Source organism: Brevibacillus sp. BC25, assembly GCF_000282075.1.
In the GTDB taxonomy this organism is placed as follows: domain Bacteria; phylum Bacillota; class Bacilli; order Brevibacillales; family Brevibacillaceae; genus Brevibacillus.
This window is the reverse complement of sequence record NZ_AKIX01000039.1, coordinates 128,029-150,808: the sequence shown is the minus strand read 5'-3', so window position 1 is coordinate 150,808 and position 22,780 is coordinate 128,029. Positions and strand designations below refer to the sequence as shown.

At 47.7% G+C, this 22,780-nt stretch carries 17 protein-coding genes; 12 read left to right on the top strand and 5 right to left on the bottom strand.

All coding sequences use genetic code 11. The features are described 5' to 3' along the window. Positions 1 to 154: 154 nt before the first annotated feature. From PMI05_RS11720 to PMI05_RS11710, 3 genes are all read left to right on the top strand, one after another. On the top strand, positions 155 to 2,671 hold the full coding sequence (locus PMI05_RS11720; RefSeq protein ID WP_007721501.1) for a transglycosylase domain-containing protein: 2,517 nt from the start codon (positions 155 to 157) through the stop codon (positions 2,669 to 2,671). A 101-nt stretch (positions 2,672 to 2,772) separates the two neighbouring features. Continuing rightward, positions 2,773 to 3,123, top strand: coding sequence for a hypothetical protein (locus PMI05_RS11715; protein ID WP_007721499.1), 351 nt, complete (start codon positions 2,773 to 2,775; stop codon positions 3,121 to 3,123). 306 nt (positions 3,124 to 3,429) lie between these two features. After that, on the top strand, positions 3,430 to 6,747 hold the full coding sequence (locus PMI05_RS11710) for a collagenase (protein ID WP_007721497.1): 3,318 nt from the start codon (positions 3,430 to 3,432) through the stop codon (positions 6,745 to 6,747). A gap of 146 nt (positions 6,748 to 6,893) precedes the next feature. On the opposite strand, the gene PMI05_RS11705 is transcribed toward PMI05_RS11710, so the two are convergent. Continuing rightward, positions 6,894 to 8,318 (bottom strand): L,D-transpeptidase, encoded by a 1,425-nt coding sequence (locus PMI05_RS11705; RefSeq protein WP_007721496.1) that lies wholly within the window; start codon positions 8,316 to 8,318, stop codon positions 6,894 to 6,896. A 96-nt stretch (positions 8,319 to 8,414) separates the two neighbouring features. Between PMI05_RS11705 and PMI05_RS11700 the strand changes: the two genes are divergently transcribed. The 8 genes from PMI05_RS11700 (at position 8,415) to PMI05_RS11665 (ending at position 16,833) form a co-directional block, all read left to right on the top strand. Continuing rightward, complete coding sequence (locus PMI05_RS11700; protein ID WP_007721493.1) at positions 8,415 to 9,125, top strand: AAA family ATPase; 711 nt, start codon at positions 8,415 to 8,417, stop codon at positions 9,123 to 9,125. 46 nt (positions 9,126 to 9,171) lie between these two features. Continuing rightward, positions 9,172 to 9,771, top strand: coding sequence for an RNA polymerase sigma factor SigX (locus PMI05_RS11695; RefSeq protein ID WP_007721491.1), 600 nt, complete (start codon positions 9,172 to 9,174; stop codon positions 9,769 to 9,771). After that, positions 9,768 to 10,943, top strand: coding sequence for an anti-sigma factor (locus PMI05_RS11690; RefSeq protein WP_007721490.1), 1,176 nt, complete (start codon positions 9,768 to 9,770; stop codon positions 10,941 to 10,943). Before PMI05_RS11695 ends, PMI05_RS11690 begins: the two co-directional genes overlap by 4 nt. A gap of 89 nt (positions 10,944 to 11,032) precedes the next feature. Next, positions 11,033 to 11,995 (top strand): ABC transporter ATP-binding protein, encoded by a 963-nt coding sequence (locus PMI05_RS11685; RefSeq protein WP_007721488.1) that lies wholly within the window; start codon positions 11,033 to 11,035, stop codon positions 11,993 to 11,995. Further along, positions 11,967 to 12,833 carry an ABC transporter permease gene (locus PMI05_RS11680; RefSeq protein ID WP_007721486.1) on the top strand — a complete coding sequence of 289 codons (867 nt, stop codon included), beginning with the start codon at positions 11,967 to 11,969 and terminating at the stop codon, positions 12,831 to 12,833. Before PMI05_RS11685 ends, PMI05_RS11680 begins: the two co-directional genes overlap by 29 nt. 282 nt (positions 12,834 to 13,115) lie before the next feature. Continuing rightward, on the top strand, positions 13,116 to 14,423 hold the full coding sequence (locus PMI05_RS11675; protein WP_007721485.1) for a CitMHS family transporter: 1,308 nt from the start codon (positions 13,116 to 13,118) through the stop codon (positions 14,421 to 14,423). A gap of 78 nt (positions 14,424 to 14,501) precedes the next feature. After that, positions 14,502 to 16,157, top strand: coding sequence for a sensor histidine kinase (locus PMI05_RS11670; RefSeq protein ID WP_081496816.1), 1,656 nt, complete (start codon positions 14,502 to 14,504; stop codon positions 16,155 to 16,157). Continuing rightward, positions 16,135 to 16,833, top strand: a complete 699-nt coding sequence (locus PMI05_RS11665) for a DUF977 family protein (RefSeq protein ID WP_007721481.1) — start codon at positions 16,135 to 16,137, stop codon at positions 16,831 to 16,833. Before PMI05_RS11670 ends, PMI05_RS11665 begins: the two co-directional genes overlap by 23 nt. A 345-nt stretch (positions 16,834 to 17,178) precedes the next feature. Here PMI05_RS11665 and trmB read toward each other — a convergent pair whose 3' ends face one another. Beyond that, positions 17,179 to 17,823, bottom strand: a complete 645-nt coding sequence (gene trmB, locus PMI05_RS11660) for a tRNA (guanosine(46)-N7)-methyltransferase TrmB (RefSeq protein WP_007721479.1) — start codon at positions 17,821 to 17,823, stop codon at positions 17,179 to 17,181. Positions 17,824 to 18,272: 449 nt separating this feature from the next. On the opposite strand from trmB, the gene PMI05_RS11655 reads away from it, so the two are divergent. Beyond that, on the top strand, positions 18,273 to 18,773 hold the full coding sequence (locus PMI05_RS11655; protein ID WP_007721477.1) for a C40 family peptidase: 501 nt from the start codon (positions 18,273 to 18,275) through the stop codon (positions 18,771 to 18,773). A 139-nt stretch (positions 18,774 to 18,912) separates the two neighbouring features. On the opposite strand, the gene PMI05_RS11650 is transcribed toward PMI05_RS11655, so the two are convergent. From PMI05_RS11650 to ilvD, 3 genes are all read right to left on the bottom strand, one after another. Continuing rightward, positions 18,913 to 20,169 carry an MFS transporter gene (locus PMI05_RS11650; RefSeq protein WP_007721475.1) on the bottom strand — a complete coding sequence of 419 codons (1,257 nt, stop codon included), beginning with the start codon at positions 20,167 to 20,169 and terminating at the stop codon, positions 18,913 to 18,915. Between the two features lie 120 nt (positions 20,170 to 20,289). Further along, positions 20,290 to 20,892 (bottom strand): winged helix-turn-helix domain-containing protein, encoded by a 603-nt coding sequence (locus PMI05_RS11645; protein WP_007721474.1) that lies wholly within the window; start codon positions 20,890 to 20,892, stop codon positions 20,290 to 20,292. 135 nt (positions 20,893 to 21,027) lie between these two features. Beyond that, positions 21,028 to 22,704, bottom strand: a complete 1,677-nt coding sequence (gene ilvD, locus PMI05_RS11640; protein ID WP_007721472.1) for a dihydroxy-acid dehydratase — start codon at positions 22,702 to 22,704, stop codon at positions 21,028 to 21,030. Positions 22,705 to 22,780: the final 76 nt, after the last annotated feature.

Sequence of the window (22,780 nt, the reverse complement as noted above, 5' to 3'; positions counted from 1 at the left end):
AAAAAGCCTATCTTCTGTTTCAGGAGATAGGCTTTTCCAGTGACAAACGGAATTTTGTATGGAATGATAGACTACAACCCAAAACAGAAACTTTTTTGAAATGGGACCGTCTATATAAGATGTGGGGGAGAGAGAGAAGACCAGGAGGTAAATAATGGCAGCAAAGGCCAAGAAGAAGGTCAGGAAGAAAAAGAACAACTTGCTGATGATTGCCGTATCGTTTGCAATATTCCTTTTCCTTAGTGTGATTGGGGGCTACTTCGCCCTGTTGTATGCGGGAGACCGGATGATTGAGCAAAACATACAAAAGCTACAGGACTTAAAAGCAGAACCAACTGTCATATACGACAAAAACGGGAAAGAAATGACGAGTCTGATTCGTCAGAAGAACCGTATATACAAACCGATTAATGAAATGCCAAAGACTCTGATCGATGCCTTCCTCGCCGTAGAGGATAAGCGCTTTTATGAGCACAAAGGCGTCGATATGGTTCGGATCGGCGGCGCCATCGTCAATGACATCAAAAAAGGATCGTTAGCTGAAGGGGGAAGTACCATTACCCAACAGCTGGCTAGAAACGTCTTTCTCACCCTAGACCAAACGTTCTGGCGTAAAACAAAAGAAATGAGTATCGCGATTGGCTTGGAGCGCAAGTACTCCAAGGATCAAATTTTAGAGATGTACTTGAACCGCGTTTATTTGGGCGAAGGGGAATTTGGGGTAGAGGATGCTGCCCAGTATTACTTCGGCAAGTCGGTAAGCGATGATAAGTTTACCGTTGCGGAAGCAGCGATGCTGGCGGCTATTCCAAAAGCACCGACTACTTATTCACCTTTTAACAATCCAGAAAAAGCGAAACTGCGTCGAGACACCGTTATTCGTCTGATGCATGAGCAAGGAATCATTACCGATGAGCAAAAAGAGGCAGCTCAAGCAGAGCCGTTGCCGAAAGAACCGCATGAAGTGGCGGGTGGCAGCTTGAAAAAAGGCTATCGCGCGTTTTTTGACAATATGGTAGAAGAATCCGAAGCCACGTTCGGCGTGACAGAAGAAGAACTGTACCGCGGAGGCTGGAACATTTACACGACCTTCGATCCGAAAGTACAGGATGCCATGGTAGAGGAATATGCGAATGCCAAAAACTTCCCGAAAGACGGCGCCAAGCGCGGTGTAGAATCATCGATGATTGTCATCGACGCGAAAACGGGCGGAATTGCCGGGATGGTGGGCGGACGCAACTATGCGCCAAAAGGCTTTAACTATGCGACAGACATGAAGCGTCAGCCGGGTTCCAGCTTTAAGCCGATTGCGGTGTTCGCTCCGGCGGTAAATAAAGATATTAACAAATGGAACTCGAATTCGCAGCTGAGCAACAAAAGGCAGAGCTTCAATGGCTATGAGCCGCGCAACTACAATAACCGTTACACGGAAACGATGAACATGAACCGGGCGATGATCGACTCTGCGAATATCCCGCCAGTATGGTTATTAAATGAAATCGGCGTATCAGAAAGCTTGGAATACCTCAAGAAAGTCGGCATTGAGCTGACTCCGAACGATCGAAACCTGGCAATTGCCCTCGGGGGCTTGAGTTTAGGTACATCCCCGCTGGAAATGGCTCAGGCGTACACGCCTTTTGTCAATGGAGGGGTTGTGTCTGAGACGCACTCGATTACGAAGGTGGAGAACAAGGACGAGGGTGTTGTTCGTGAATACCAGCCAAAACAATCTGAGGCGCTGAAGCCGGAAGCAGCTTGGGAGATTCACACCATGCTGGAGAAAGCAGTTCAGGAAGGGACAGGGAAGGCAGCGCGTATCTCTGGCCGCCATGTTGCAGGTAAAACCGGTACGACCCAATCCATAGCAGGCGACAGCAGAGCAAACAAGGATGCTTGGTTCGTCGGATATACACCGGAATATGTCGGTGCCGTTTGGATGGGCTTCGATCCGGAGGACAAACAGCATTTGATGCTTCAAGGAAGTAGCATGACGGCGCAAATGTTCTCCAAAGTGTTGGCAACAGCTTTAAAAGGTGTGCCGTCATCGGACTTCGTTCGACCAGAAGGCACGGTACAACATAAACAAGAGGAAGTTGAACCAGAAATCCAATTGGCTGCAGACATGACATTGGATAATAACCAATTGAAGGTAGTGCTCAGCTGGATTGGCGGAGCTGAAGGTGGTACGTACGATTTGTACCGCATTAGCGAAAACGGCGAAAGACAACTCATCTCTGCGGGTATGAAGGAAACCTCGTTCGTAGATTTGCTGGATAGTCCAAGACAATATCGTTATCAAGTCGTTCCGAGAAATGCGCAAGGCGAGGAAGGCACACCTTCAAAAGAAGTCCCAATCGACTCCAAGAAGCTGGAGAATATAATTAATCAAGATCCAGGTCATAACGAGGAAGGTAACGATCAGGGGCAGAATCCGGGGGGTACCGAAAATGGAAACGGTGAAATTCCACCTGACCAAGGTACCGGAGAAAATGGTGAGCATACAAATAATGGAGATGGTAGCCAACCGCCAAATCAGGGAACAGGTGAGGTACCACCGGATATCGTGAATCCAGACCCTAGTCAGACAAATGGTTCCTCCAACGAAATCCAATTACCGCCACCTCCACAAGAGGAGGGGCAGAACCAGTTCCCAGATGCATCAAACGGCTAAAGATTAGCCCAGCAAGAACGATTCAAAACCGATTCGACTATTTGCACAGCTTCTTTCGCGTGGTACAATACCAGTAAATCGGGAGACAGGGGGGACAGTCCATGTCTGGCTACGCACAAAGAGATCTACCCACATTTTTCAAAGAACAGTTACGCCAAACCAAGGTGAATTTTGAGCGAGCTCTTGACTGTAAACACACCGATTTCGATGATCTTTACCCATACATGAACGAGCAGCCACAGTTCTTCTGGTACAAACGTTACGTGGCTTGGTCAGAATTGTTGACCGTCGTACGTCTAGCTGAACAATTGGGTATTGAGTGGACAGAGGATTTCAGTGAGCAGCAGGTAGAATTCATTCAAGGCAAGGTTCTGCAAGGAAAAGTGCTCGATTATTGGAACCCGGAAGAAGAGCAAGAAGAATCGATGAGAGAATTGGAAGAAGAAAAATAAATGTGATTGTAAAAACATGGCGCGTTCCCATTTGCGGGAACGCGCTTTTTTGCGTGCGCTAAGCAAAGCTCGCCTTTATAGTTAACAGTGTCCAATATTTCATACATGTTTATGAATTTTTGTAAAAAAATGTATACATTCTTACTCTTCTTTACTGCTATATGCATTGGCACCATAATTGCAATTCTAACAGCGTGTACTTTATTACATTCCAAATGGAGAGAAGGTGAATCTGCACAAAACAAAATACGGCTTCCTCGCAACAAACGAAAATACGGTTAAAAATCAAAGGAGGATTGCTCATTCATGAAGAAAAAGAGTCACACAGTACACAAAGGCCGCATGATGGCTGGTGTCCTTCTCTCGACATCATTTCTATTGGGGACGGTTGGTACTCCTGTCCAAGCCTTGGCAGTCAAAGATTATTCAAGTGAGATCGGTAGGGCTGGGAGTCAAAACGTTCCGCCTTCTGGAAAATATGTGGAGAGAAAGCTGGACCCGATCACCTCGTTTCAGCATCAATCCAGAGACGAAGCAGGAGAATATCCGCATCCAGTGGAGCCGACCTGGAGTGTAGAGGAGCAAGAGTCTTCTACCGAACAGCAGCGGAGCATGAAGGCAAATGTCGAAAAGTACGCGATGTCCGATTTGAATAAGCTCAGCTACGACGAATTAGTCAATGTACTGGTGACGATTAATTGGGAGCAGATTCCTGAATTATTCGATTTTACACCCGATTCGTATGCCTTTTACAACGATCGTCAGCGTGTTCAGGCCATTATTGACGCATTGCAAGTCAGAGGCACACAATACTCCAGCAGCGATTCTAAAGGAATTGACACCTTGGTTGAGGTTCTTCGCTCTGGATATTACCTCGGCTACTACCATCAGGAATTATCCTATCTCAATCAGAGAAGCGAGCATCAAAAAGTGTTCCCTGCTCTGCATGCCATTGCAGATAATCCGAATTTCAAATTAGGGACAGATGCTCAAAATGAGGTAGTAGGTGCCTTTGGTGGACTTATCGGAAACACTTTTGTAAGCGCTTCCCTTGTGGAAAAAGCTGCCCCGATCATCCGTCAATACGAAGAACAAATGGATACTTTCATCTCGCAGCGGAGTGCGGGAGATGCTGTATTCCGTATCATGAGCCAGGTTAGCTTCATTCTGATGTGGAAAGTGGATGAACCAACCAAGCGACAGGAGTTTTACGGCAAAATCGATTCGTATCTGAACGAATTGGGAAAACTCGCCTTGCATGGCGATACAGATGAAGCGAAGGAATGGGTCCTCGACAATGGGTTTTATCACAGTGCGTATTTGGGAGAATACCATTCCAATCCGAATAAGGGTAACGAGGTCCTCACAGAAGCGTTAGAGCTTTATCCTTATGTGGGACTTCAGTATATGCAGGTAGCGAAGCTGATCCAGACGGTCTATGGCGGAAAAGACGCGCAGGGAAGGGACATCCAGTTCAACAAGATTCGTGAGGATGCCATGGAAAAGTATCTGCCCAAAGAATATACGTTTGATGACGGAAGCATCGTCATGAAAACAGGCGGGGATGTCACAGAAGAAAAAGTCAAACGGTTATACTGGGCGGCAAAAGAGGTAAAAGCGCAGTTTCATCGGATGGCAGGGCGAGATGAACCGATGGAAAAAGGGAACCCCGACGATATTTTGACCATTGTCCTTTACAATAGTCCTTCAGAGTACAAGATGAACAACCCCCTGTACGGCTATGAAACGGACAACGGGGGCATGTATATCGAGGGGAAAGGAACTTTCTTCACCTACGAGCGCACACCGCAGCAGAGTACGTACACACTGGAAGAGTTGTTCCGCCATGAATTCACGCACTATTTACAAGGGCGTTACGCCATACCTGGCTTATGGAATGAAGGCCCGATTTACAGAGACGAGAGACTGTCGTGGTTTGAAGAAGGGGGAGCGGAACTCTTTGCAGGCTCCACGCGAACAACAGGTGTTCTGCCTCGAAAATCCATGGTCAACAATCTGATTCGCTTTGGACAGAATAATTGGTATACAGCGTCTCAAACTTTGCACGCACGCTACGGTACATGGGACTTTTATACGTATTCATACGCCTTGCAGTATCACATGATGAAAGAGGACTGGAACAAACTCGATGATATCATGGACTACATAGAGGCCAATAACGTGGATGGTTATGACCAGTTAATCCGTACGCTCAGCAATGATTCAGAGCTGAATCGGGATTACCACGGTACAATGGAATCGTTGGTAGACAGCTATCCTGATCTGACCGTGCCGCTGGTGTCGGATGATTATCTGGTAACGCCAGACCCCAAAGCAAGTGCAGAAATCTTCCAGGAAATTGAAGATGTCACCGGATTGCAAAATGTATCTACAAACAGGCACGATTCAGAGTTCTTCCAAACCTTTACGTTATCAGGCACGTACACAGGTACGCAGGCAGAAGGGGAGAAGCAAGACTGGGAAACGATGAATCGCATCACTGACGAGTTTCTAACCACGCTTACTTCCCATCCATGGAACGGCTACAAAACCGTAACCGCTTACTTTACCAACTACCGAGTAAATGCGTCCAATCAGTTTGAATATGATGTCACCTTCCATGGAGTACTTCCAGAACAGGGAGATGGAGAGAACCAGCCGCCTGTTATTGTCATGAACGGCCCGTCAAAAGCAGCCGTAAACGAGGAAGTGACGTTTAGCAGTAACGGAAGCTCCGATCCGGATGGCAGCATCGTATCTTATCTGTGGGAATTTGGAGATGGCACAAGCAGCAGTGATGCCAATCCTACGCATGTCTACGAAAATCAGGGAGAATATACCGTAAAGCTACGAGTAACGGATGACAAAGGAGCGGTTACTGCGAAATCGATTACGATCACGATCGAAGAGCAGGGTGGAGAAATCGGGGAAAAGGAACAAGAGCCAAACAACAGCTTTTCAGAGGCAAATCTGTTGAAAAGCAATGTGGAGCTGAGTGGTCAAACAAGCAAACAAGACGACAAGGACATTTTTGCCTTGAAGGTATTGGGCAACGGAACGGTGAAAATCAACGTAACGAGTGAGCATGATACTGGTTTGAACTGGGTCGTTCATCATGAGGATGATCTGAATAATTATTTCGCATACCCCAAAACCTCAGGAAAAACGCTCTCCGGTGAGTTTGAAGCATCTCCGGGTACCTATTACTTGTCCGTTTACAACTTTAACGGTGAAACCATTCCATACAAAGTAACAGCGGAATTGCCAGAAGTAGAAGCAGAACCAACCGAAACGGAGCCGAACAATTCATTCGATGAGGCTAATGCGCTACAGTTGGGCGAAGAGATAAGTGGTCAAACCGATCGTACAGATGACAAGGACACGTACATCATTCAGGTTGAAGAGGAAGGGATCGTTCAAGTTACGGTAAGTAGCGAGAAGGACGAAGGCTTAAACTGGGTGGTGTTCCATGAGGATGATCTCGAAACGTATTTCGCCTACCCCAAAAACGCAGGTAAGAACCTAACTGGAGAATTTGAGGCGAAACCAGGGAAATATTACTTGTTAGTCTACAATAATAACAACACGAAGATTCCGTACAAAGTTATCGTGAACGCAGAGTAATCTCCCCATTCAATGGAAAAGCCCTTTCCACCCCTTTTTAAAAAAGGGATAGAAGGGCTTTTTTTCGTTTGATAAGCGTCTGGTAAAAATCAGCGCGTAACGGTATGGCGTTCCGCACGTCTTTTCTTTACGTAGCCAAAGAATCATCAATGGAGCCAATTGTAAATGACTTGTGGCGTCTCTTCCTCAGGGCCAGCCGGGAGAACGAATGGAACAGGATTGCTCCAAGGCTGGGCAGAGGACGGGGCATTGGAGATAATGAATTCTGTCCCCAATGAAACAAAGGTGTACAGCTCCTCGACAGCGGTATTGTACAGCCGAACACATCCGAGCGAAACAGATGAGCCGATGCTCTCGGGATGATTAGTCCCGTGGATGGCATACCCCTTCTCCTGAAAGACCATGCCCCTCGTTCCATAAATATTGTCATGTCCGCGGGGCTGATTGATTTTTTGTTGAATGGTATAGTAGCCTTCGGGTGTAGAACCGTTTTTACCTATGGCGACGGGATAGCTGCGTACCAAATGGGAACCGCTGATGAGCTTCATCGTATGTGTCGAGGTAGTCAAGTGAAGCTGTAACGGTTCGAAAGGCGCCACTGGCTCCGGATAGCCGGGAAGCGGCAGCACATTGCGCAAGCTGTCCCATGCGGACTCTGGCAAGAAGGCTTTGGGATGATACGGATAGCTTTTTAACAAAAGTCTCTTTGGCGGTACTGGAATTTGTGGCAAATAATTGCCTGGATAAGCGTCAGCCAGATCAGACAGCTGGGCAGGCAACGCACCCGTTTGCTGATAATAGCGGTACAAGGCATTTCGCAAGATCAGTACATGCTGGAGGGTTAGCTGCTCATCCGTGAGTTCTGCCTTACCTGTGGCAAGTGTCGGTTCTCGTTCCAACTGCACAGGTTTATCCCACCATTTTTCACTGAGAACAGTCCGACTCGTCGGATTGTAACGCAAGATGCCTCGGACTTCGCGCGGCTGATAAAACAGCAAGGGACGGAATAGCGGTGAACCAGGTACTTCTGGGACAACCATCACTGTAAAAGGCTGCGTAAGAGCAGGACGCCTTGACTCTACATAGCGCCGGACCTGTTCAGATAGCTCACGGGCATTGAGTGTAGGAGGAACTGCGATGACCTCGACATGTGGCTGCGTTTGAGCTGTTGTCGGTACGGGCTGTTTGGCAGTCTGCGGCGTTGTCTTGGAGGACGCATCTCTCAACGGTCCTGGCGAAAAAGCGAATTGAAAATAGAGAAACAAGAGCGAAGCCAAGAGTAAACGTGTTCGATTGCCCAAGGAATTGCGCTGTCGCTCCCGCAGCAGTCGTTGATAACCGTCACGCGTCTCGTTGTAATACGGGCCTTGCTTGGATACGAGACCACGCCTGTACGCTTCGAGAGCCTGTTCCGAGTTTCCTTGTGCTTCTCGTTCTTGACCAAGGTGAAACCAACCGATCGCCTCGTTTGGATATTGAGTCGTATACCACCGGTAAAAGGCGATGTCGCTCTGATCCGGATATTTCATATGAAATGTACTTTTTTCCTGAAGAAAGGAAACCTTGTCCACGGATACTTCTCCCCCAAATAAATGAGCGTTCAAAAAGGCGCCCTTATAAGGATGTATCGGCGTGAGTCGGGAAAATAATGAGAGTGGAGGTCAAAAATGGTTTATTTACGAACGATCAAGCTGCTGCGAGAAAAATTTCCCAACGCGAAAGAATATCCGTTTCACCTGCCCTCCTTGCGCAAGCTGGAAGAGATCGAGCTTGCGAGCAGTGTCACTTTTTTTGTAGGAGAGAATGGCTCGGGCAAATCGACCTTATTGGAATCAATAGCCTATCAATGCGGTTTTAACACGGCTGGAGGATCGCGTCACAACTTTTATGAGGTGCATCGCTCGGAGGCGATTCTGGGTGACTACATACGTCTTTCCTGGCTGCCCAAAATAACGAATGGCTTTTTCCTGCGAGCGGAAAGCTTCTATCAATTTGCCAGCCATATCGATGAGATGGGCCCGCAAAGCTATCAACATTACGGCGGACGCTCGCTGCATGAGCAATCACACGGAGAATCCTTTTTCTCACTATTTGCCAATCGCTTCAACGGCAGGGGCATCTACCTGCTGGATGAGCCCGAGGCTGCTCTTTCACCAAAGCGTCAAATTGCTTTTTTGTACTTGATGCGAGATTTGGTGGAAGAAGGAGCACAATTTATCATTGCGTCGCACTCGCCGATTCTATTGGGCTATCCCGGAGCGACTATCCTCAATTTTGACGAATCGCCGGTACAAGAGGTGAAATATCGCGATACGGAGCACTATCAATTGACCCGCCGTTTCCTGGAGAAGCCAGATCTATTTTTAGATGAAAAATAATTTTCATTCTTCCTGTCACAAAAAATGCCTTGGCGGTTTCTATTAGATGAACGAAGCAGTAGAGGCATTCGTCAATGACGCAGGAAGGAGGAATCCAGTGGAGGTGCAAGCAAACCTGGTGATGAACCATGCTCGAGTAGAGGATCAAGCAGATACCTTTCAAGAATTGTTTACGACCTATTATCCGTTTGTGGTCAGACAGATCATGCGAATTGTGAAAGAGCAACAAACGGCAGAAGATATTGCACAGGATGTATTTCTCTCCTTTTACCATACGGATCGCACGGTGATCGAAAATATCCCGGCATGGCTGTCCAAGTCCGCGCTCTACGCAGCGTACAACTATCTTCGTTCAGAAAAACGCAGGTACGCAAGACAAGAGCGAAGTGCATCCGAACAAGAGCACGTCAGCCCTTCTACAGAAGAGATGTGGCTTGCAAAAGAGTCCCAGAGTATCGTTCGCGATGTGCTAGAGGAGCTAGACGAGCGGGAACGAACCTTGCTGGTCATGAAATATTCCGGATTTCCTTATGCGGAGTTGGCTAAAGCGACTGGCACGCAGATCAGCTCGGTGGGAACACTCCTCGCGAGAGCGAAAAGTAAATTTCGTACCATATATGGCCGGATGAGGGGGGAAGAGGAATGAAATGTGCCGATACAGGCTTTATCCAGGCGTTCTTAGACGGTGAGTGCAGCTCAAAAGAAAGTGAGCAATTCCTGCTTCATCTGGAGTACTGTGAAACCTGCCGTACACAGCTGGACGAACTGTCCGCTTTGGATAGCTGGACTCGTGAGAAGATGGAGCATGCTTTTTCCGAGACCAACGATGTGAAGGTCAATACAGAAGCAGCATGGCAGCGATTTTCGCAAACGATCGAGAAATCGACTGACACATATGCACAAGAGCGACAAATGATAACCAATCGAGCAACAATTAGAAGGAGCTGGAATCAGATGAACAAACAAACAAAAAGATGGGTGACAGGTGCTTCGGCAGCAGCAGTATTGGCTGTGTCCCTGTCTTTCCCCCAAGTACAAGCAGCAGCGAATGATTTTCTGTCCATTTTCCGCATGGATAAAGTTGAATTCGTCAAAGTGACGCAAGAAGATATGCAAGAGCTGGAACAATGGATCGCAAACGGCAATTGGGGCGAGACGGAACTGCCTGGGATCGGAAAAATCTGGATGGATAAAAACGATCAAGAGAAACTTGAGCAAAGAAGCTACTATTACAACAACAAGGAATCCGCGGAAAAGGCTGGCGTGAAGTTGCCACAGCTGCCGCAGGACGTCACGGTGGATAGTGTAGACATCCAATCTCCTTTTACCATGCACATGGAGATCGATGCCGATCGTGCAAACAAGCTACTGGCGCAATTGCAGGTAGAGGCGCGCTTTGATGAAAAACTGAGTGGCAAACGCTTCTCCTTGAAGATTCCACAGATGCAGCAGGTCAGGATGCTTGTCGGAAAAGATAATATTAGCTACTTTGTCGTAAACGCACCTGAGCTAAGCGCACCAGAGGGAGTTGATCTGGCACAGCTTCGCGAGACACTCTTGGCCCTGCCGTTCATTCCGGATCAAGTGAAAAAACAGATGATTAGCATTGAAGACTGGCAGCATACTCTTCCTGTGCCATACATGGCAGACGGCGAGAGCAAGATGAAGGAAGTGAAAGTGAACGGTCAAAACGGAATGCTGATCACAGGTGAATACAATGCACATCTGATGTGGCAGCAGGATGGACAGATTCACATGCTGGAAGGTAGCGAAAAGAGCGCTGATGGGCTGTTGGATTTTGCAAAACAACTGAAATAAGTAAACAAATAGTGGGGCATTGGCAGAGTTTTCCTGAAAAAGGAGGGCTCTGCTTTGTCCCGTTTGCAATGGAGAAAGTGAGGTAAGCGATGTCAGATTATGTGATAGAGACCTGGGAGTTGACCAAGCAATATAACGGTAAAGCTGGCTGCAAAAATATTACGCTACAAGTACCGCGCGGCTCCGTATTTGGTTTCCTCGGGCAAAATGGAGCGGGTAAGAGTACCTTTGTCAGGACGATGCTCGGGTTATTGCACCCAACGAATGGCAAAGCGGTAATGCTTGGGCAGCCGATTGGCAGTGTAGAATCAAGGAAAAAGGTAGGGTACTTGCCAGAGCTGTTTCGCTATCCTGATTGGTTGACGGGTCAACAGCTCTTGGAGCATCATGCCGAGTTGTGTGGATTAACACTTCGCGAGAGCAATTCCGTGATAAAAAATGTCGTTGAGCTGGTCGGAATGGCTGGACGTGAGCGTGAACGCATCCGGGGCTATTCCAAAGGCATGCAGCAGCGTATCGGGATTGCCTGCGCCCTCTTATCCGATCCAGAGCTGATCTTCCTCGATGAGCCGACCTCCGCACTGGACCCAATCGGGCGAAAAGAAGTACGTGAACTGATCGCGCGGCTACGTGACCAAGGAAAGACGGTTTTTCTCAACAGTCATCTACTGAGTGAAATGGAGAGCGTGTGCAACTACGTCGGGATCATTCACCGCAGTGAACTGGTCGTACATGGCGACTGGCGCAAGCTGAGCAGCGTCCAACCACAAATTGAATTGACAGTGGACAAGGATAGCGCAGGTTTTCCTAACGAGCTTCCTTCCTTCGTCACAGAGAGTCGTCTCGTAAGACAAGAGGAAGACCGTGATACATGGTTAATGACGCTGGATCAGGACAATCGGGTACCCGCTCTGTTGCAACAGTTGATTGCATCCGGGGCTGGGGTACATGAAGTCGTGCGCAAGCAGCAATCACTGGAAGACGTATTCCTGTATTGGGTGCAGAGAAAGGAGGGGGAACGACATGTGGCCGATCATCAAAATCACGTATAGAGAAATGATCTCCAAGCGTATTTTCACGATTACGCTGATCATGTCGATGGCCTTCCTGCTGCTGTTTGGACTTGCCACAGGCTATGCGGTCAAGGAAATGAAGGATATGTTAGGAGACGTGGGCGTGGAGAGAATGTTGGAAAAGCAGGTTCTCTCCACGCAGATGCTGGGCATGGGTTTGTACTTTGGCTCTGTCATTACGGCACTCCTGGCAATTTTGAGCAGTGTAGGAAGCATTGCCTCTGAAATCGAAAGCCATCAAATCGATACGTGGCTGGCACGAGCACTTCCTCGCTACAAATATGTGCTGGGGAAATTTTTCGGGTTGGCGAGTATGCTGGGGTTGTATGCACTCCTGATGTTTACCGGACTATTGGCGATCAACCAATGGGTGGGGGAAGGTATGCTGGCTGTTCAGGTGGATGCTAGCCAAATTCTGAAAGCAGCTGCTTTCTTCGTTAGTATGCCGATCATTCTTGTCTGTGTAGCTATGCTTTTAAGCAGTATCACCACCACAGTGACGGGCGGTATTATCCTGATCATTCTGTACGGGATCAGCTTCGTTGGCGGCTTCATTGAGCAGCTTGGTGCGGTCTTTAGCAATAGTTCGCTAACCAATATCGGGATTATTTCCAGTCTGCTCTTTCCTGCCGATTCATTGTTCAGGCAAGCGACACTTTCGTTATTTGATTCGGCTGACGATCCGCTGTCCTTTGCTTCACAAGGAATTTTCGGTACGACTTCTCCTCCGAGTACTGCCATGCTCATCTACACTATTCTCTATGGCATCGTGGCGCTGGGGCTGTCCATTCGTGTGTTTCAAAAGCGAGATGTATAAGAAAAACAAGAGAGCGGCTGATTCGTGCCGTTCTTTTTCTTAATGGAAAGAGGCCCTTTCACGAAAGGCCTCTTTTTTATGTACTTGCATGCTCCGATCACCATATGCGCATTTCATGATTTTTATGATGTTAATAGAGGAAATGCGGTTAAAACAGTTTATGCGCATATTCTATTCGGATTTTTACGAACATTGTTATAATGACAGCACAATATGAAAGCGCATTCGTCATGGTTGCTACAACATCATTGTAAGCGCATTCTTGCAAGGGGGAACTAGCGTATGCTGGCATTACTTGGATTTCTCATGGTAGCCGTTTTCATGTACTTGATTATGTCGAGACGGCTTTCGGCATTAGTTGCTTTAATTGTTGTTCCTGTTGTTTTTGCGTTGATTAGCGGATTTGGTACAGAAATTGGCGACATGATGCTTGCAGGCATCAAGAAAATTGCCCCTACGGGAATCATGCTGCTGTTCGCCATTCTGTACTTTGGAGTCATGATGGATGCAGGTCTGTTTGATCCATTAATTAAAAAAATCGTGAAAATTGTAAAGGGTGACCCACTGAAGGTGATTGTAGGTACAGCGATTCTCGCTACCTTGGTCGCACTGGATGGAGATGGAACCACGACTTATATGATTACCGTTACAGCGATGCTGCCTTTGTATCGCAAGCTGGGAATCAGACCGATGATTTTGGCAGCTATGGCGATGCTCTCACTCGGTGTTATGAACATGACGCCTTGGGGTGGACCGACAGCACGTGTTATGAGTGTACTCCATATGGATGTTTCCGAGATTTTCGTCCCTGTTATTCCTTTGATGATTGGCGGAATTGCGTGGGTGATGATCGTAGCCTGTATTCTGGGCAAACAAGAGCGTAAGCGTCTAGGGATTATTGAGATACCAGATGAAGATTTGCAATCGCTTGCAGGACAAGAAGTGGCGGCGACGGATGAGACTGCAGCACTGAAACGACCGCACCTGATCTGGTTCAATCTGTTGTTGACAGCAGCCCTGATGGTTGGTCTGATTACGAGCTTCTTGCCACTGCCGACGATGTTCATGCTCGCTTTTGCCATTGCCCTGTTTATTAACTACCCGAAAATGCAAGATCAGAAAGAACGGATTGCAGCCCACGCAGCTAACGCACTGGCTACGGTGTCCATGGTTTTCGCTGCGGGAATCTTTACAGGCATCCTGACTGAAACGAAAATGATCGATGCGATGGCGAGCACACTCGTTTCCTGGATTCCAGATTCACTTGGTTCCCATATGCCTCTACTCGTAGCGCTAACAAGCATGCCATTCACGTATTTCATGTCGAACGATGCGTATTACTTCGGAATCGTTCCAATCCTGGCGAATGCAGCAGCCGCTTACGGAATCGATCCGGCGGAAATTGGTCGCGCTTCGATCCTGGGTCAACCGTTGCATGTACTCAGCCCGTTGTTTGCAGCACAGTACCTGTTGATCGGAATGGTTGGGGTCGATTATGCGGAAACCCAAAAGTTCATCCTGAAATGGGCGTTTGGAACATCGATCGTGATGATTGTGCTTGCTCTTCTTACCGGAGTCATCTCATTCTAGTCAACTAAAAGAAGGAAGAAATAAAAAAAGAGGCCTGCTCATGGCCTCTTTTTTCGTCATCGAGCGAAATGAGATACAATGAGAAGAAGAGGAGGGAACGATGTGCGTTTTCACAGCAAGCTGATGTTGATTATTTGCTCGCTCCTTTTTGGTGTGACTGTCATACTTGGTACGATGTTTGAACAGATGCTGGCGGGTGTATTGGAGCATGAGATCGGAACACGCGCACTGCATACCGCCAAGACCGTCGCACAGATGTCCGAGATCAAACAGGCGTTTGACGCAGAAGATCCAGCTAAGATTATCAATCCAATCGTGGAAAAAATACGCGTGGATACGAATGCGGCATTTATAACCGTAGGAAATTTGCAAAGCATCCGCTATTCACATCCTGATCCAGAGCAGATTGGCAAAAAGATGGTGGGAGGCGACAATGAGGCAGTATTTGAGGGGCAATCCATCATCTCTGAGACAGTCGGTTCGCTTGGCCCCGGATTGAGAGGAAAGACTCCAATCTATGATGAGGAAGGAAAGGTGATGGGGGTCGTTTCTGTCGGCTTTTTGTTTGAGGATATAAATGAGACGATCGAATCGTATCGCAATCGAATATTCGTCATCGGCATCGTCACCTTGCTCTTGGGTGTGGTGGCTACGCTTATTCTTTCGCAGAATGTAAAGAAAGCCATATTTGGTTTGGAGCCAGAACAAATCGGACGATTGTATCAGGAAAATCAAGCCGTGCTGGAATCGATTCGCGAAGGCATTGTGGCAGTCAATAAGGAAGGGGCGATCACGCTCGCAAATCAGACGGCTCTCCATATGCTGGGGCAAGCGAAGGATAAAGACAGTATCATGGACAAACAGGACGAGCTGGTTCGTTCGCTGGGCCTTCATGAGGTGATTGAGACAGGGAAAGCCGAATTTGACCGCGAAACGAATGTGGACAAGCACGTATTAGTCGTGAACCGGGTCCCGATTATGGATAAGGAGCGCCATGTTATGGGTGCGGTAGCGAGTTTTCGCAATCGGTCCGAGCTGTTCGAGGTCACACAGGAGCTGTCACGAGTGAAGGAGTATGCGGAAGTCCTCCGTTCCCAGACGCATGAGTATTCCAACAAACTGCATCTCATATCAGGACTCATCCAGCTTGAATCGTATCAGGAAGCCATTGAAACGATCTCTTCTGAGTTAAATGTGCATGTTCACAATACGACGTTTATTATGCAAGAAGTCCCCGACCCACTGATAGGTGGCTTGTTGCTCGGGAAGCTGAATCAAGCCAACGAACGAAAAGTGGAATTGAAAATTGATCCAGAAAGCAACTTCCGTGACATTCCTGCCTCGATTGATCGCTCACAGCTGATTGTCATACTCGGTAATTTGATAGATAATGCGATGGACGCTGTAAAAGCTCCAGGTGCATTTGCACCAGAAATCACGATCTTTTTGCTCAATATGGAAGAGGTCTTGCTCATAGAGGTAGAGGACAGAGGGCCAGGCATCTCCGAAGAAAATGCGGAACGAATCTTTGAGCTGGGCTTCTCTACCAAACAACAGCCGAATCATGGCTACGGACTGCACTTAGTCAAACAAGCTGCTTTACATGTACACGGCAATATTACACATACGGGAAATCCGGTAGGCGGAACGATTTTTACTGTGACGATACCAAAGGATGCACGCACGGCAGAACGGAAGGAGGCCGTTATAGATGATACGGGTACTCATTATTGAAGACGACCTGAGAATTGCAGAGGTAAACCGACGCTTCGTGGAAAAAGTGGAGGGGTACGAGGTGATTGGCATTGCCACGAATGGGCAAGAGGCCAAGGACCAAATGGAAATTTTGCAGCCTGATCTCGTGTTGCTCGACATTTATTTTCCGGATATGGACGGCCTCGATTTTTTGTCGATCATAAAGGAGCAGTTCCCTACAACGGATGTCATCATGCTGACAGCAGCCAAAGAAGTGGATGCGGTTGTAGAGGCGATCCGCTATGGTGTTTTCGATTTTATTACCAAGCCACTTATCTTTGCACGCCTGCAACAAACGTTACGGAATTATCAGGAGTTCAGACAAAAGGTGAGTGATTGGAAAAAAGACACCGATCAGATCAGCCAAGCCCAAATCGATGAGCTCATTGCCCGGACAGGCCAAAAGAAGACAACCGAGACCAGGGCAGTCAAAGGGATCGACCAAATTACGTTGGACAAGATTTCAGGCTTTCTCATGCAGACACAGGAGGCTACGACGGATTTGGTCAGCAAAGAAACAGGCATTAGCCGTTCAACAGCAAGGCGATACCTAGAATATTTAGTAGCCAAAGGAGACGCCATCGCAGACCTTTCGTACGGTGTCGTCGGACGTCCAGAGCGCGTATACAAGAGCGTCGGGCGGCAAAAAGAATAATAAAACCCTCCGTGCTCACAAGTAAGGTTCAAATCCTACTTGGGAGTGCGGAGGGTCTTTTTGTATTAGATAGGCATTTAGAAAATGCCGACGAACCAACAAAGCTGGGCGAGAAGAAAAAGAGCAGGGCTCGCAGACCTTGACAACGCCTACCCAGTCGGAACTACAAAAAGGGGGCCACGCTTGTCGAACACTTCTTCCTTGAGAAACTTCCGCCCGTAGGGTGGCTTTGGCTCGACGGTCCCCTTTTTGAAATGGAGACGGCCAGTGAATCCCCCTTGCGGGCGTGTCAGAGTCGAAGAGAACTGTGCTTTTTCTTCTCCTGCACTATGTTGACTCAAACATTTACTTAATCACACAGCTCGCTTCCACCCGATAAATGCGCTGCCCACGAGAAGAAAAGCGTTCCTCGTACTCCGTCATCACATTATCTGCCGCCAGCTTGGACTGGTGCAGGTCAAAGGTGATATTGCGCATTTGGAAGCGCTCGGCAGCGAATTGGTTGAGTGAAAACTCAAAAAGCTTCTCATTATCTGTCTTCATATGAAGCTCACCGTCTGCCACAAGCACCTGACGATAGGTGTTCAAGAAGCTTTTGTAAGTGAGACGGCGTTTCGCATGACGGGTTTTTGGCCACGGATCACTAAAGTTCAGATAGATGCGAGAAATTTCGTGATCGGCAAACAACTCGGTCAACTTCGAAGCGTCGTACTGGACAAAAGCCAGATTCGGAATAGCTTTGTACTCCGTACGCTGGACAGCGCGCAGAACGACCTCCGCCTTTAGTTCAACCGCAATGAAATTGATGTCAGGGTGACGCTCGGCCAATGTATTAATGAAACGTCCTTTTCCACAGCCGATCTCCACATGAATCGGATTGTTATTCCCGAAGCGTTCCTTCCAATTTCCTTTATAGGAAAGGGGATTGTCTACGAACGTCGGATATTCTCTCAGGGCCGCTTCGGCACCTGGAATGTTACGCAGTCGCATATGTGCCTCCTTCAAAACGAACTCCTATCTACTTTACGATGACTCCCTGCTAGTTGCAAGTAGAGAGAGAAGAAAGGGAAGAGAGATTCCAAATGCAGATTACGTGAAAAAAGAGGGAAAAGGGGTTTTTTGTAAAAGGAACTAGGACGAAAGTCGCGCGGGACGCGGATTTTAACAAATTGGGGCTGGATAAATTTTGCCAATTTGAGAGGGACATTATGGCAAGAAAATAGACTGAAAATTTGAGGAATGCCTGTTAAATCAAGCACGAAGGCGTCAAGCGGTAATCGTATCCAGTTGAAAAAATAGTTTTTGGTAAGTTTTTGGTAATTTCATAGAGGGTGAGCTTTGGTAAAGTAGAGAACAAGTGAGAGGTCAGCCAAACTTTGCATAAAATGGTCCCTTGTTGAGAAGGGATCTTTTTCACAAGAAAAGGGAGGATGAACAGCATGAAATTACATAAAGCCCTCATAGGAATCGTAATGGGAGTAGCATTGGGAGTCACAGCGATTGTCGCTCCACTGCCAGGAGAGCAAAATGTAGCCGAGGCTGCATGGACGCAATCCAAGGCGGACAAGGTCATTGCCACGGGAAGAAAGTATATGGGTACGCCTTATAAATTCGGTGCGAGCAGTAGTACCACAGCCGTATTTGATTGCTCTTCCTTTACACAGCGCGTATTTAAAGTCGCAGTGGGCAAGAGCATACCTCGCACTTCTCGCGATCAAGCCAAGGTAGGAACGAGTGTGTCCAAGTCGAACCTGAAAAAAGGAGACCTGGTGTTCTTCAAGGCGAGTACAACGACGACGTCCAAACGGATTACACACGTGGCGATTTATGCAGGCAACAACAAACTCTTACATACATATGGAAAACCAGGAGTGACGTATTCGACCTTTAAAGGCACGTCCTGGGAGAAGCGCTTTGTTTCGGCACGGCGAGTCTTGTAATCTACTCGTTTGGCTCTCTACTTACTAATACGTCTCGCACACTGTAAAGTTGCGATGAGCGAATATGCAAGTTTTGTAAATACTATAGGGAAAAGGGATGATCCATTGCAGATCATCCCTTTTTGCTTTCGCGCAAAACTCAATCGGATCTCTTTGCAGGCCGAGCGTACCTTTGCCGCCAATAAAAGAAACAGGAAGCAAGAAAGAGGGGGATGGAGGCAATCAGCATCACTTCCTTGGCCGTAAGTCCGTATGCGATCAATAGACTCGTCATCGCCTGTGAAATCGGCTGCAAGCCTAAAGAGGAGAGCGAGACCAAACTCATGACTTTCCCTAACGAGGCTTGTGGCACCTTTTCCTGAACAAAAGAGAGAATCGGAATATTAATGAGAGAAAACGTGACGCCGAGGGTAAACAGAATAAGCAAGCTGAGCCAGAACTGTTCGGTGAGACTAAAAGCAAAGAAGACAAGCGCTTGCATCATCATGAAAAGAAAGGCGATCTGCAACCTGTTTTGACCCAGTGTCGTGAATGCGAGCACGATTGCCCCGGCAAGCATGCCAAAAGCGAGTGCCCCTTCCAAAAAGCTGTACTGCAGGGTAGAGCCAGACAACACCTGATCTACAAAAATCGGCAAGCCGATGTATAAGGGGCCCATCAAAAATACGTTCAGGCAGATGATGGAGGTCAATAGCAATGGAAGGAAATCCGATTGTCTGACATAACAGAAGCTTTCCTTGATAGATTCCTTGAGCTTTTGCTGTGGTTTGGAAAGAACGGCTGATTCTTGTTTCGGCATGCACCATGCAGATACACTTGCAACCAGAAGAAGCAAGCCAACAAAGCCATATAAAAGGGGGTAACTTCCCCACTCAATCACAAAACCGGCAAGAACAGGACCGAGGAGCTGTGAGGTTTGGATTGTCGTTTGCAGCACAGAATTCGCTCGCAAAAGGGAAGAAGAGGGTACGATTGACGGTATGAACGAATTTTGAGCTGGCCAATAAAAGGCATCAATGGTACCGAAGAAGAGAGCGAACCAAACAAACAGCGCAAGCGAGGAATACCCCGACCAGATGATTCCTCCAAGCAACAGCATCAAAAATGCTTTCAGCATGCTTGTGATCGACAGGATTCTCTTTTTGCTCATCCGATCAGCGAGCGTTCCGCCTATCAGCATGAAGACGATTCTGGGAATCGTTGCCGCCATAAATACGAGGCCTAATGAGGCCTCCTGAGATAAAACCTGGATGATATACCAGGTTTGCGAGAAAAGAAAGAGTGAGATACTGAGTCCGGAACAAAGGGCGGACAACCACAGAAGGGTAAAAGGTTTCGTAAACAAGCGGGATGTATCCGCTGAGGGAAGGCTAGATTGCTTGGGGACAGCTTCCATGGAAATTCACTCTCCTTATTATTAACCGGTTAAAAAATATTAACTACATGTCCGAAAGAAAAACCTACTCGAATAGGCTTTTCATACACATGTGGACTTATGGTCTTACATTTTCCTTTGTTACTCTTGTCCATCCTTTTTGAATAATGGTTCATCAATTTGAAATCCTGTAATCATCAGGTAGTAATCCTGCTTCGAAGATGGGTCATCTAGGGAGCTTTGCTGCAATTCGTGGAGCAGGTTCCGGTATTTTTGCAAAAAGGACACAAACGCCTGCTCGCTGACTCTGACTTCAGACTGCAGGGATATGCGCGGCCAATTCTCGACTTCCGATGACGTTAGTGCAAAGGCCTCTTCAGGAGCACTGAGTGCTCTTGTTTTTGCGCGTTGCAACACTTCGACATAGGATTGCCTGGTTGCCTCCTTCGACTCCGTATACGTGAGCAGATGATCAGCGGGTATGAAGCCTCTTGCCACCGCCTGATAATATTTGAGAATGTTGCCGCCCTTTTCTTCTTTTTTAACCAACTGGATGATGCCATGCTTCTCCAGCTCACGCAGGTGGTAGAGAATCTTTGCGCGGGACAGTCCAAAAAGTTGGGAGAGCTGTTGCCCCGTGTGTGGCTTTTCCACCAGATGCATCAGCATTTTCGTGCGTAACGGGTCACTGATCACTTTTAGTTGATCGTAGTTTTCGATGATAAAAATCGACTTTTGCTCCAATATCCATCACAATCCTTTTAACCAGTTAAAATTTATTAACTTGATTGTAAAAGGGGATAGCTGGAAAAGTCAATACAAAAACCCTTCCTGAGTGAAGGTGATTCACAGAGGAAGGGTTTACCTTTACTTGTAACACTAGATTTTCAAAATACCACCCATGCTCGCATTCGTTACCATCTTGGAGTAACGAGCCAGATAGCCTGTTTTTACTTTTGGCTCGAATTCTTTCCAGCCTTCTTTGCGGCGAGCCAGCTCGGCTTCATCCACCTGTAGCTGGATCGTGCGCTCCTCGAGGTCAATCGAGATGATATCTCCGTCTTGTACGAAGGCAATTGGACCGCCTTCTGCCGCTTCTGGAGAGACATGGCCGATACTGATCCCGCGGGAAGCACCGGAGAAGCGTCCGTCTGTAACGAGAGCGACTTCTTTACCGAGGCCCATACCCACGATTTGCGAGGTAGGAGCCAGCATTTCTGGCATGCCTGGACCGCCTTTAGGTCCCTCGTAGCGGATGACGACAACATGACCGGATTTGATTTTGCCAGCTGCGATTCCTGCCAGAGCATCCTCTTGGGAGTCGAAGCAGATGGCTGGACCTTCGTGCTTTTTAATAGAAGGATCGACACCGCCTGTTTTGATGATCGAGCCTTGCTCCGCCAGGTTGCCGAACAGAACAGCGAGACCGCCGGAAGCGCTATACGGGTTGTCCAGGCGACGAATGACTTGATCGTTTTTGATTTCAGCGTCAGCGATGTTTTCGCCAAGGGTTTTGCCTGTGACAGTGATACGGTCTGGATGGATCGCGCCTGCTTTTTTCGCGATTTCTTTCAGAACAGCTGATACGCCGCCTGCCTCGTGGCAATCCTCGATATGATAGTCGGAGGAAGGAGCCAGCTTGCAAATATGCGGAATGCGCTTCGCTACTTCGTTGATGCGCTCGATTGGGTATTCGATGCCTGTTTCTTGTGCGATAGCCAGTGTATGGAGAACCGTATTGGTTGACCCACCCATCGCCATATCGAGTGCGAATGCATCGTCGATTGCCTCGAGTGTCACGATGTCGCGTGGCTTAATGTCGCGTTCAATCAAATTTTTCAGTTTTTCAGCAGATGATTGTACCAGCTCGCGACGTTCAGGAGAGACAGCGAGTACGGTACCATTGCCAGGCAGAGCTAAACCGATGGCTTCGAGCAGACAGTTCATCGAGTTCGCTGTAAACATACCGGAACAGGAACCGCAAGTCGGGCATCCATATTGCTCCAGCTCTTCGAGTTGCTGGTCGTTGATCAAGCCTGCTTGGTGAGCTCCGACACCCTCGAATACGGAGGAAAGTGAGATGGAGCGGCCATCACTCGTTTTTCCGGCTTTCATAGGACCACCGGTTACAAAGACGGTTGGAATGTTGACACGAAGCGCACCCATGATCATCCCAGGCGTGATCTTGTCACAGTTCGGTATACAAATCATGCCGTCAAACCAGTGAGCAGCGACAACTGTTTCCAGGCTGTCTGCGATGATCTCGCGGCTCGGGAGGGAGTAGCGCATCCCGATATGCCCCATAGCGATTCCGTCGTCAACTCCAATCGTATTGAATTCGAATGGAACCATGCCAGCAGCACGAACGGCTTCTTTGACCAGTTTTCCAAACTCCTGCAAGTGCACGTGACCTGGAATAATGTCGATGTACGAGTTGCAAATGGCGATAAACGGTTTATCGAAATCCTCATCCTTTACACCTGCTGCACGAAGCAAGCTACGGTGCGGTGCGCGGTCGAATCCTTTTTTGATCATGTCACTTCGTTGTCTGGTCAATTTGAAAAACTCCCTTCCAATACGGATAATGCCTGTCTTATATTTTGAACTATCTTATCAATTTTTAATAACAGAA

What these genes read in the sequence shown, in the direction of transcription:
- PMI05_RS11715 (WP_007721499.1), top strand. Translation starts at nt 2,773, where the DNA reads ATGTCTGGCTACGCACAAAGAGATCTACCCACATTTTTCAAAGAACAG.
- PMI05_RS11680 (WP_007721486.1), top strand. Translation starts at nt 11,967, where the DNA reads ATGTGGCCGATCATCAAAATCACGTATAGAGAAATGATCTCCAAGCGT.
- PMI05_RS11690 (WP_007721490.1), top strand. Translation starts at nt 9,768, where the DNA reads ATGAAATGTGCCGATACAGGCTTTATCCAGGCGTTCTTAGACGGTGAG.
- PMI05_RS11720 (WP_007721501.1), top strand. Translation starts at nt 155, where the DNA reads ATGGCAGCAAAGGCCAAGAAGAAGGTCAGGAAGAAAAAGAACAACTTG.
- trmB (WP_007721479.1), bottom strand. Translation starts at nt 17,823, where the DNA reads ATGCGACTGCGTAACATTCCAGGTGCCGAAGCGGCCCTGAGAGAATAT.
- PMI05_RS11695 (WP_007721491.1), top strand. Translation starts at nt 9,172, where the DNA reads ATGAACGAAGCAGTAGAGGCATTCGTCAATGACGCAGGAAGGAGGAAT.
- PMI05_RS11665 (WP_007721481.1), top strand. Translation starts at nt 16,135, where the DNA reads ATGATACGGGTACTCATTATTGAAGACGACCTGAGAATTGCAGAGGTA.
- PMI05_RS11670 (WP_081496816.1), top strand. Translation starts at nt 14,502, where the DNA reads ATGAGAAGAAGAGGAGGGAACGATGTGCGTTTTCACAGCAAGCTGATG.
- PMI05_RS11650 (WP_007721475.1), bottom strand. Translation starts at nt 20,169, where the DNA reads ATGGAAGCTGTCCCCAAGCAATCTAGCCTTCCCTCAGCGGATACATCC.
- PMI05_RS11655 (WP_007721477.1), top strand. Translation starts at nt 18,273, where the DNA reads ATGAAATTACATAAAGCCCTCATAGGAATCGTAATGGGAGTAGCATTG.
- PMI05_RS11710 (WP_007721497.1), top strand. Translation starts at nt 3,430, where the DNA reads ATGAAGAAAAAGAGTCACACAGTACACAAAGGCCGCATGATGGCTGGT.
- PMI05_RS11685 (WP_007721488.1), top strand. Translation starts at nt 11,033, where the DNA reads ATGTCAGATTATGTGATAGAGACCTGGGAGTTGACCAAGCAATATAAC.
- PMI05_RS11700 (WP_007721493.1), top strand. Translation starts at nt 8,415, where the DNA reads ATGGTTTATTTACGAACGATCAAGCTGCTGCGAGAAAAATTTCCCAAC.
- PMI05_RS11675 (WP_007721485.1), top strand. Translation starts at nt 13,116, where the DNA reads ATGCTGGCATTACTTGGATTTCTCATGGTAGCCGTTTTCATGTACTTG.